The 10,134-nt window shown below is 64.9% G+C and carries 7 protein-coding genes and 2 pseudogenes; 6 read left to right on the top strand and 3 right to left on the bottom strand.

All coding sequences use genetic code 11. The annotated features are described in order from the left end of the window. Nucleotides 1-53: 53 nt before the first annotated feature. Nucleotides 54-1,601: a ShlB/FhaC/HecB family hemolysin secretion/activation protein gene (locus tag EWM63_RS30225; RefSeq protein ID WP_165390997.1), complete on the bottom strand. Its 1,548-nt coding sequence runs from the start codon at nt 1,599-1,601 to the stop codon at nt 54-56. Nucleotides 1,602-2,421: 820 nt separating this feature from the next. Here EWM63_RS30225 and EWM63_RS30220 point away from each other — a divergent pair. Together EWM63_RS30220 and EWM63_RS30215 are read left to right on the top strand one after the other, a co-directional pair. Continuing rightward, entirely contained in the window at nt 2,422-3,180 is a 759-nt protein-coding gene (locus EWM63_RS30220; protein WP_130189823.1) for a PP2C family protein-serine/threonine phosphatase, read from the top strand. A 95-nt stretch (nt 3,181-3,275) separates the two neighbouring features. Further along, nucleotides 3,276-3,815, top strand: a complete 540-nt coding sequence (locus EWM63_RS30215) for an OmpA family protein (protein ID WP_130189822.1) — start codon at nt 3,276-3,278, stop codon at nt 3,813-3,815. A 6-nt stretch (nt 3,816-3,821) separates the two neighbouring features. Here EWM63_RS30215 and EWM63_RS30210 read toward each other — a convergent pair whose 3' ends face one another. Continuing rightward, nucleotides 3,822-5,681 carry a serine/threonine-protein kinase gene (locus tag EWM63_RS30210; protein WP_130189821.1) on the bottom strand — a complete coding sequence of 620 codons (1,860 nt, stop codon included), beginning with the start codon at nt 5,679-5,681 and terminating at the stop codon, nt 3,822-3,824. Between the two features lie 211 nt (nt 5,682-5,892). Next, a complete protein-coding gene (locus EWM63_RS30205; RefSeq protein WP_130189820.1) occupies nt 5,893-6,357 on the bottom strand; it encodes a hypothetical protein in 465 nt (154 codons plus the stop codon). A 73-nt stretch (nt 6,358-6,430) separates the two neighbouring features. Between EWM63_RS30205 and tssA the strand changes: the two genes are divergently transcribed. From tssA to EWM63_RS30185, 4 genes and pseudogenes are all read left to right on the top strand, one after another. Continuing rightward, the gene (gene tssA / locus EWM63_RS30200; protein ID WP_165390996.1) at nt 6,431-7,483 is read left to right on the top strand and encodes a type VI secretion system protein TssA; all 1,053 of its coding nucleotides are present in this window, start codon (nt 6,431-6,433) and stop codon (nt 7,481-7,483) included. 69 nt (nt 7,484-7,552) lie between these two features. Next, the gene (gene tssB / locus EWM63_RS30195) at nt 7,553-8,053 is read left to right on the top strand and encodes a type VI secretion system contractile sheath small subunit (RefSeq protein ID WP_130189818.1); all 501 of its coding nucleotides are present in this window, start codon (nt 7,553-7,555) and stop codon (nt 8,051-8,053) included. Between the two features lie 16 nt (nt 8,054-8,069). After that, nucleotides 8,070-9,568: pseudogene (gene tssC / locus EWM63_RS30190) on the top strand (type VI secretion system contractile sheath large subunit). Between the two features lie 70 nt (nt 9,569-9,638). Then, nucleotides 9,639-10,120 (top strand): annotated as a pseudogene (locus EWM63_RS30185) (Hcp family type VI secretion system effector). The last annotated feature ends 14 nt before the right edge of the window (nt 10,121-10,134 follow it).

The raw sequence follows: 10,134 nt of genomic DNA, 5'->3' as shown, positions 1-10,134 counted from the left end.
CCGTGGAGCTGGCTTGCGATGGAGACGAGACAGCGAGGCCCCGGCCAGGTCCGTCAAAAAACGAGATTGAGCGAGACATGGCCCCGCACGTCTCCCGGTGATGTCGTGATGCCGCGCTCCAGCGCTCGGCCGATATCGAGGCTGGCGGTGGCTTTCCGGCCCAGGCCGAGGCGCACGCCGATACCTGCCCCCGTCAGCTTGCACGACGTTTCGCCGGCGCCGCGGCAGGGCAGGTCCCGGTGGTTGACGATGCGGCCGTGGTCCACGAACAGGTAGGGCCGCACGCGTACGCCGTTTGCCACGTCGATCGGTGCCGGTGCGGCTTCGAAACGCACGAGGAAGCCCGTATCGCCGGCCATTTCCCGCTCCGCATAGCCGCGCACGCTGTTCGCGCCGCCGATGCCGAAGCGCTCGCCGGAGATCAGCGCGTGCGGGCTGTACTGCATGTCGAGGCGGCCATTGACCGAGAATCGTGCCGTCCATGCGCGGTCGACGAAGCCGGCCGCCCTGGCGATCGCATAGGTGCGCGGCGCGCCAGGGCGCGCTGCGTCGAACGTGGCGCGCGAGCTTCCTCCGGTATTGACCGACAGCCCCGCACTGACGCCGAACGCCAGGCGCGGCCCCTGTTTCTGGCCCGTGTAGGAAACACTGACGGGTACGGTGGACACGTCCACCGCGGCGGAGCCGCAGCCGGCCGGGCCGAAGTCGCCGATCGAGCAGTCGTCCTCGTAGTCGCGCCAGTCGATGCCCAGTGTCACGTGATGGTCGTACTCGCCGATCCGGTCGAGATTGCGGTTGGCGCGCAGTCCGACCACGGTACCCCGGCCCGTGAACGACAGCGGCCCGGCCGGCGTGATCGTGGTGCCGTTGCTCACGCTGGAGTGCGCCACGAAGGCATCGAGCGAGGCGGCGCGGGCATACAGCGGAATGCGATAGCCGGCGCTGAAGATCTTCACGCGGCCCGGATCTTCGGGCGAGGTCTGGAATTGCAGCGTGCCCACGTGGTCGCGGCCGAACAGGTTCGCATGCTGGATGCCCACGCTCACCCGGTGCCGGCCGGTGCTGCGGTTGCCCGTGTTGCCGTAGCCGACGAGGTACTGGAGCGGGTCGGTGTCGGTCACGGCGACGTCGGCATCGATGTCGCCGGGCTGCGCGCCGGCCGTCAGCGTGACCTTGACGTTCTTCGCGGGATTGTCGTTGCTGAGCTGGATGTCACGATCGACATGGCCCACCCGCGGGGTCGTGCCTTCGCGCAGGCTCGGCAAGCCCGCACGGACATTGGCCGTATCGAAGTACCGGTTGCCCGCCACCCGCACGGCCGCCAGCTTGCCCTCGACGACCCGGATCACGATATTGCCTGTTGAAATATCCTGCTCCGGCAGGTAGGCGACGACACCGCCGTAGCCCGCGTTCCGGTAGGCTTCCTGCACGCGCGCCGCCAGCGCTTCCAGTTCGGCCAAGGTGTGCCGGTTGCCCGCCAGCCCCGCGGTGAGTTCGCGCAGCGTGTGTTCGGGCAGCAGGGTATTGCCTTCCACGCGCACGGCCTGCACCGGCATGCCGGGCTGGCTCGCCGGTGCGGCCGGTTCCTGTGCGAAGGCCATCCCCATGTGCAGGCCGATGGCAACGCAATAGCCTGCCCGGCTTGCCAGCCCCGTGGCGCGTGGCGCAAGAGAAAATGCTGGTGCTGTCGTACGGAGGGCGTGGGCAAGCTGCATGACCAGGCAACGCAAGCGTATGACCATTGTTCCTCCTTATCGTGCCGGTACTCACCGGCAAGGATCGCCACCGTTCATTGCGTTATCAGGCAGATTGCGGGATGGCTTTTCAATACAAACGATCTGCACCGGCAACAGGTATCGCGAATGCGCCGCGCGAAAATGGCGCGTGAAATAAAGCCTGCCGGATGCTCGACCGGGCAGGGGCGGCTCATGCGTTGGCTCTCAGTGGCTCTTGCTGGCTCTCGTGGTGATTTTTGTGGTGGTTTTTGTGTCGGTTTATGGCGTGGCCGATATGGCCGATTGCAAAACGGAATATATTGCTCAGTCCATCTGGACAGCCGAAAACACCCGTCAGATACACACAAGTGCATGCGTGAATTAACGCCAGCATCACGTGGTAAAAGTTAAGCCAGTATAGTCCAAAGCGCTCGTATTTAATCCTGCGTGGTGCCGCCGCAACAAGGTGGGAATTCCTTGCCACCCCCTAATGACGTCGCTAGAATCAAAATATTATTTTGATAACTGCGCTGTTAATTGCTGAGAATGGCCGCCGGTTTCTTCGGCGCCTGCATTTCTTCCCGGCTTCTTCCCGGCTTCTTATTGGCTACCGAACGAAACGGCAATATGCGAGGGAAATAAGCCCGAACGGATGGGTTTTCTTCGGGTTAGCGATGGTTTGCAACAGATTGGCGGACAGGCTCCTATGGATCTGCGTGTTTCCGTGCTTTCCAGCCCCGGTGGCCGTGCGGTCAATGAGGATGCCTATGGTTTCTGGGCTGGCCCCGACTGCTGGTTCGGCGTACTGTCCGACGGTCTCGGCGGCCACGCCGGCGGCCAGCTTGCGTCGCGGATCGTCGTGCAGGGCGTGCTCGGCCGGTTTCAGGGGCAACCGCAGCCCACCTCCGCCAATGTCCTCGGCGCGGTGCGCGCCGCGCACGACAGCCTGGTGGCCGAGCAGCGCCGCCGCCCCGGGCTGGCCGGCATGCGCGCCACGCTCGTGGTGCTGGCCGTCGACACCCGGAATGCCCGGGCGACCTGGGCGCATGTCGGCGATACGCGACTGTATTGTTTCCGCGGTAACGTCATCCTGTTGCAGACACGCGACCATTCGGTGGTGCAGACAATGGTCGATGCGGGCTACCTGGCGCCGGGTGACCTGCGCGGTTCCCGTCACCGCAATGCGCTGCTGGCCGCCATGGGCGACACCGATCCGCCCGAGCCGCGCGTCGAGGCGGCGCCGCTGCACGTGCGCGATGGCGATCGTTTCCTGCTGTGCACGGACGGATTCTGGGAATACGTGGCCGAGGCCGACATGGAGCGGAACCTGGCCGCGTCCGTCGATCCCGACACGTGGCTGTTTCAGCTCGAGCAATTGATCAGGGAGCGCGGCCGCCCGGGGCAGGATAACTATTCGGCGCTGGCGGTCGCCTGCGCCGATTCATGCACGACGGTGCTGCGATGAGCCTGCCATGCGGCATGGCTATAAGGCAACTGGACCGGTGGCGCGCGGCGGGAACATCGCGCCTTTCACGTAGCGAAAAGCTGAAGGAGTTCGATATGAAGGGACGTATCCTGGTGGCCGCCAGCCTGCTGGCGGCGTTGCCGGTGCTGGGGCAGGAGGCACCCGTGCTGACGGAAGGGCAGGTCACGGAAAAGGCGCTGGTCGATGCGCTGACGCCGCCGGCCAAGCCGGTCCGCATGCGCAGCCTGCGGGTGACCCGCGACGACGATGCCGGCGGCCATGCGGCCAAGCCGGCCAGCGCCTCGTTGCTGATCACATTTGAAACCAATTCCGCGGCGCTGACGTCCGCCGCCCGGCGCTCGCTCGACGTGGTGCGCGAGGCGCTCGTGTCGGAAAAGCTGGCCGGTTTCCGTTTTGCCATCGAAGGCCATGCCGATCCGCGCGGCACGCCGGAGGGCAACCTGGCCTTGTCGCAGGCGCGTGCCGAATCGGTGCGCGATTACCTGGTCAGCAGCGGCAAGATCGATACCGCGCGGCTCGAGCCGGTGGGGAAGGGTGACCGCGAACTGATGAACAGGGCCAACCCGATCGCCGCCGAGAACCGGCGCGTCACCGTCGTCAACCTGTCGAAGTAAACGGGTTCAGCGGTTGACTTCCTCGACCGCGAACGCGGCGGCACCATAGGCGCCGGAGCAGGCCGCGCCGGCACAGTCGGGGACGCCGGCGAACAGCGGCGTCTTTCCCGTGTACGCCCGGTGCAGCTGTGCCGCGCGGGCGATGGGAAACTCCGCGAACGCTTCCCCGGCGACAAGGCCCGCGCCGTCGAAACGGCGTGGCGCATCCGATACCATCACGACCAGCTGGTCGGTGCCTGGCGGCCCGCCCGCTTCCAGGCGCCACCGGCCCTTGCCGCGAGTCGAACCAGGCAGTTCCCTTGTTTCGCCCGCGGCGATGGCGTTGTCGCGGTCGATCGCATTGGGGAACAGCAGCCAGAAGTTATTGCGGTCGCTGCCGACCATGTACAGGTAGACATAGCCCGCGTGGGATGCGCGGACCGAGAATTCCAGCGCGTCCCGACCGATCCGCACCCGTGGCTTGTCGACCTGGACGGTTACCGTGCGGTCAGGGCTGGCGGCGGCAAGGATGTCGTCGAGGGCGGCAACGGGCTCGAACGGGCGCGGCGTGGCTGGCGGCTGCACCGGCGTGGGTGCCGGGGCCGCTGTCGTCGCCGGCGGCCCCGGCTGGGCGCCTGGCGTGGACGCTGCGGGCGTGGAAGGATTGCCGGAGAGCAGGTAGTAACCCAGCCCTGCCACGACCAGCGCAACGGCGACGCCGCCGGCATAGACCGGCCCGCGCGACCTGGCGCGACCGGCTGCCGCGGCCGTGGATGGCACGGCCGCAGGCGCCGGTGATGCGGGCGGCGGAGCGGAACGTGGCAACGGCGGCGGCGAGGCGGGCGGCGATGGAAACGATGTGGCAGCCGGTGGCACGGCTGGCGGCGTGGCAAACGGCAGCGCCGCGCCTGGTAGCGCCACGGACGCCGCTTTATTGTCCAGGCCCAGCAACGTTCGCATTTCGGCAACGCTTTGCGGGCGTTGCTCGGGCTTGACCGCCAGCGCCTGGTCGATCGCCGCCAGGAACCCCTCGCTGTAGCTGCCGGCAAGCCTGTCTGCCAGCGGCACGTACGGATCGGCAATGATGCGGGCAACGGCCGGCACCGGCGGGCGGCCGTCGATGGCGTAATGCACCACCGAGGCCAGCGCATACAGGTCGGTCCATGCACCCTGCTGCATGCCCGGCACTTCGGCATATTGCTCGATCGGTGCGTAGCCCTGCTTGAGGATGACGGTAAACGCCTGCGTCATGCCCTCGATGGCCCGCCGGGCGGCCCCGAAGTCGAGCAGCAGCGGGCGCACATCGTCCAGCATCAGGATATTGTCGGGCGCGATATCGCGGTGAAAGCAGTGCTCGCCGTGAATCAGTTCGAGCGCATCGAGCAACTGCGCCAGCAGCCTGTTCAGCCACGCCTCGCCAGGTGGCCCCGGGCGTGCCTGCAGCGCCTGCTTCAGCGTCTTGCCGTGATAACACGGCATTACCATATAGGCCGTGCCGTTCGCTTCCCAGAACTGGTAGACCTTGACGAGCGCCGGGTGGTCGAAGTGGGCGAGCATGCGCGCCTCGTTGATAAAGCTGCGCAAGCCGGCCTGGAACATCTCCGCGTGATGCGTCGCCTTGACGCGCACGTTCGCCTGTGAGCGCGATGCCAGCGTCGATGGCATGTATTCCTTCAGCGCGACATCCCGGTCGAGCGAATGGTCGTGCGCCCGGTACACGATGCCGAACCCGCCAATGCCGAGGATGCCGACAATCTCGAAATCGCCCAGGCGGGCGCCGATGGGGAGCGCGTTGTCGTCATGGCCCGTTCCGGGCACCGCGGGAGGAACGCCGAGCGGAGCGCTGGAAGCCAGGACAGTGTGCTCGTCGTCATGCGGCTGGTTCATGCGCTGAGCGCTCCCGGTAGGTTCGACTGCTGCCTCGAATGCCGTGCCGGGGTTGCCCGCGCGGCTGGCAAAGCTGTGGGCAAGATTAACATGGCTTCCCGCCCATGGCACCCATTAATAAGTGGGGTAATAACACGCCGGGGGATTTGCTACATTGGTAATCAGCGGCATCGGACGGTGGGATGACAATGGCTATTACCTTCCGGATAGTTTAATTATCGGCGGAGAATCCTGCTGTACAGGAAATCAATTCAGTCATGAATTGAATAAGGCTGACTGTCGTGCCAGCGGATGTGGTTGCCGTGCGTATCAAAATTAAAACATCATAAAAATAATTTTCATTTTTTGCTTGCGGCGGCAGTATAGTTAACCGGAAATGACGGGGCAGATGCCAATAACGAACCGAAGCGCCGGGTTTGCAATCCAGGCGTCCAATAAAGGCATCGGTGGCGCCCCGAACCACGCCCGGATTACCGATCCGGGCGCTAGCGGAAGAACCTGAATAATGCCGCCGATCGGCGGAGGATGAGGCCTGGATTTCCGGCAAAATATTCTTTGATAAAGCACTCCTTGCTAACGGGGCGAAGAATCCAGGACTCGCATTGAAGAGACACGCCCATATTGGGGCTGCCGTCTGACCTGTACACGGCAGCAATTCGACCAGCACATCATTCATTAAAAGCGAGCCGGCACATCCTTGGATGCGCGGGGGGGCGACTCGCGTTTTTTATTCATCGGGCAATGGCGCCATGGAAATGATCGATATCGGGATATTGGGGCAGGCGGTCAGCGACGATGCGCCATGCGGTCCCAATCTGGAGTACGACCCTGCCTTCCAGGAGTTGGAGCGCAACCTCGTCGGCAAGCCCGAAGTGCAGTACGGCGTTACCGTGACCCCGGCCGTGCCACCGGACTGGAAGCTGGTGCGCAGGCAGGCCGTGGAACTGCTGGGCCGCACCCGCGACCTGCGCATTGCCGTGCCGCTGGCCCGGGCGCTGCTGGCGCTGGATGGCGTGCCCGGCCTGGCGAGCGGCCTGCAGGCGATCGACGGCATGCTCGAAGCACATTGGGACGATCTGCACCCGCAGCTCGACGCCGACGACGGCAACGATCCCACCTTGCGCATCAACAGCCTCGCGCCCCTGGCCGACACGGCCACCGTGCTGCGCGAGCTGAACGAAGCCTCGTTCGTGGCCTTGCCTGGCCTGGGGCCGCTGTCGCTGCGCCAGCTCGACTACGCGAGCGGCGAAGCCGCCGTGCCCGCCGGGCAAACGGCCATGGCCCCGGCATCGATCGACAAGGCACTCCAGGCCATGTCACAGGAACCCATGCAGGAAACCCTGCGCCAGGTACTCGCGGCGGCGACACAGGCCCATGCCAGCGTGATGCGTATCGAAGCCACGCTCGTGCGCCGTGTCGGCAATGCGCAGGCCCTCAATCTTGCACCGCTGCTGCGCCCGCTGGCGCGCATCGGCGCCACGCTGCAGCCGTACGTGCAGCCCGAAGCGGCGGGGCCCGAGGGAGGCGATGCCGCCGGCGACACCGGCGGCACCGGCGCAATAGCGACCGCTCCCACCGCCGTCGCGGGCATCTCGGGCGAGGTCCGGGACCGGGACGACGTCATCAAGACACTGGACAAGTTGCTCGACTATTACCAGCGGCAGGAGCCCTCCAGCCCCGTCCCGCTGCTGCTGGAGCGGGCCAAGCGGCTCGTGCCGAAGACATTCATCGAAGTGATGGAAGACCTGGCGCCGGACGGCGTCAAGCAGCTGCTCGTCATCCGCGGGCCGCTGCAGGAGTAGCACCGGAAGTCGTTCTGCAGGCGTACCACTGCGCAAAAAAACGCGGCATTCAATCATCAGGAGGAAATCGTGGCCAAGGAAAGCAGTCAGAAGTTCATCGCACGCAACCGCGCGCCGCGGGTGCAGATCGAGTACGACGTCGAGGTCTACGGCGCGGAAAAGAAAGTCCAGCTGCCGTTCGTCATGGGCGTGCTGGCCGACCTGTCCGGTCAGCCATCCGACCCGCTGGCGCCCGTGTCGGACCGAAAATTCCTCGAAATCGATGTCGACAATTTCGATGAGCGGATGAAGGCGATGAAGCCGCGCGTGGCCGTGCAGGTGCCCAATTCACTGACCGGCGAAGGCAACGTGGCGGTCGATCTCACCTTTGAAAGCATGGACGACTTCAGCCCCGCCGCCATCGCGCGCAAGGTGGAACCATTGCGCAAGCTGCTCGAAGCGCGCGGACAACTGGCCAACCTGATGACCTATATGGATGGCAAGACGGGTGCCGAGGACCTGATCGCGAAACTGCTGGCCGAACCGGCCCTCATGCAGTCGCTGACCGCGGCGCCGAAGCCGACCGAATAATCACAGGGAGACAGCCATGGCAGAAGCATCGGCAGCAGCGAAACTGGAAGGCGATGGGCAGGCGGGCACGCTGGAGGCAAGCGACTTCAGCTCCCTGCTGCAAAAGGAATTCCGGCCACAGTCGGACAAGGCGCGGGAGTCCGTCGAGGTGGCCGTGCGCACGCTGGCCGAACAGGCGCTGGCGGGAACGAACCTGATCTCGGGCGACGTGCTGGGCACGATCGAAAGTCTGATCGCCGCGCTCGACCGCAAGCTCACCGAGCAGGTGAACCTGATCCTGCACACGGAGCAGTTCCAGGCACTTGAAGGCGCGTGGCGGGGGCTGCACTACCTCGTCAACAACACCGAAACCGACGAGATGCTGAAGGTTCGCGTGCTGAACATCTCGAAGAACGACCTTGGCAAGACCCTGAAGAAATTCAAGGGCACGGCCTGGGACCAGAGCCCCCTGTTCAAGAAGATGTACGAGCAGGAGTTCGGCCAGTTCGGCGGCGAGCCCTTCGGCTGCATCGTCGGCGACTATTACTTCGACAACAGCGCGCCGGACGTGGAACTGCTGACGTCGATGGCGAAGGTGGCGGCCGCGGCCCACGCGCCCTTCATCTCCGCCGCCGCCCGTCGGTCATGCTGATGGAATCGTGGAACGAGCTGGCCAACCCGCGCGATCTCACGAAGATCTTCCAGACGCCCGAGCATGCGGCATGGCGCTCGTTCCGCGAATCCGAGGATTCGCGCTACGTGGGCCTGGCCATGCCGCGCTTCCTTGCCCGCCAGCCCTATGGCGCGAAGACCGACCCCGTGGCCGACTTCGACTTCGAGGAGGACACGACCGCCCCCGGCAGCAAGAACTACACATGGGCCAACGCGGCCTATGCGATGGCGGTGAACATCAACCGTTCGTTCAAGATGTATGGCTGGTGCTCGCGCATCCGTGGCATCGAATCGGGCGGCGCGGTGGAAGGCCTGCCGGTGCATACATTCCCCACCGACGACGGCGGCGTGGACATGCAGTGCCCCACCGAGATCGCGATTTCCGATCGCCGCGAGGCCGAGCTGGCAGCCAACGGCTTCATGCCGCTCGTGCACAAGAAGAACACCGACTTCGCTGCCTTCATCGGTGCGCAGTCGTTGCACAAGCCGGCCGAATACGACGATCCCGACGCCACCGCGAATGCCAACCTGGCCGCGCGGCTGCCCTACCTGTTCGCGACCTGCCGCTTCGCGCATTACCTCAAGTGCATCGTGCGCGACAAGATCGGCTCGTTCAAGGAGCGCGACGAAATGCAGCGCTGGCTGACGAAATGGATCATGCAGTACGTGGACGGCGACCCCGCCAACTCGAGCGAGGCATACAAGGCCAAGAAGCCGCTGGCCGCGGCCGAAGTGGTGCTCGAGGAAGTCGAAGGCAATCCAGGCTACTACGCGTCGAAGTTCTATTTGCGCCCTCATTACCAGCTGGAGGGCTTGACCGTTTCATTGCGGCTGGTATCGAAGCTTCCTTCTGCGAAAACCTGAAGGACCTGTTTGACAGCGTTGTTTCCACCATCGCCACGGCGCACGGCCGCGGCACAACCGGAGAATCAAAATGGCCGTAGACATGTACATCAAGATGGATGGCATCAAGGGCGAATCGAGCGACACGAAACTCGCCGACCAGATCGACGTACTCGCGTGGAGCTGGGGCATGAGCCAGTCGGGCACCACCCACATGGGCGGCGGCGGCGGGCGGGCAAGGCCAGCTTCCAGGACCTGTCGTTCACGAAGTATGTCGACAGCGCGACCAACGCACTGATGACGGCGCTGGCGAAAGGCACGCACGTCACCAAGGCCGAGCTGTTGGTGCGCAAGTCCGGCGAGGGGCAGCAGGACTACATCTCGATCGCCATGGAAGAAGTGATCGTGACGTCGATCTCGACCGGCGGCAGCGGTGGCGAGGACCGGTTGACCGAGAACGTCACGCTCAATTTCGCCAAGGTCAATTTCGGCTACAAGCCGCAGACCGACAAGGGCGGCGTGACGGCCTACATGCCGTTCGTCTGGAATATCGCAGGCAACAGCCCCGACTGACCGGCACCGCCATG

Source organism: Pseudoduganella lutea, assembly GCF_004209755.1.
Taxonomy (GTDB): domain Bacteria; phylum Pseudomonadota; class Gammaproteobacteria; order Burkholderiales; family Burkholderiaceae_D; genus Rugamonas; species Rugamonas lutea.
Note: the sequence above shows the minus strand (reverse complement) of the source record. Positions and strands in the feature narration are given on the sequence as shown.

Excerpts from the sequence above, each read along its gene's own strand:
- EWM63_RS30205 (WP_130189820.1), bottom strand. The coding sequence starts at position 6,357 with ATGAATGATGTGCTGGTCGAATTGCTGCCGTGTACAGGTCAGACGGCA.
- EWM63_RS30225 (WP_165390997.1), bottom strand. The coding sequence starts at position 1,601 with ATGGCCTTCGCACAGGAACCGGCCGCACCGGCGAGCCAGCCCGGCATG.
- EWM63_RS30220 (WP_130189823.1), top strand. The coding sequence starts at position 2,422 with ATGGATCTGCGTGTTTCCGTGCTTTCCAGCCCCGGTGGCCGTGCGGTC.
- tssA (WP_165390996.1), top strand. The coding sequence starts at position 6,431 with ATGGAAATGATCGATATCGGGATATTGGGGCAGGCGGTCAGCGACGAT.
- EWM63_RS30215 (WP_130189822.1), top strand. The coding sequence starts at position 3,276 with ATGAAGGGACGTATCCTGGTGGCCGCCAGCCTGCTGGCGGCGTTGCCG.
- EWM63_RS30210 (WP_130189821.1), bottom strand. The coding sequence starts at position 5,681 with ATGAACCAGCCGCATGACGACGAGCACACTGTCCTGGCTTCCAGCGCT.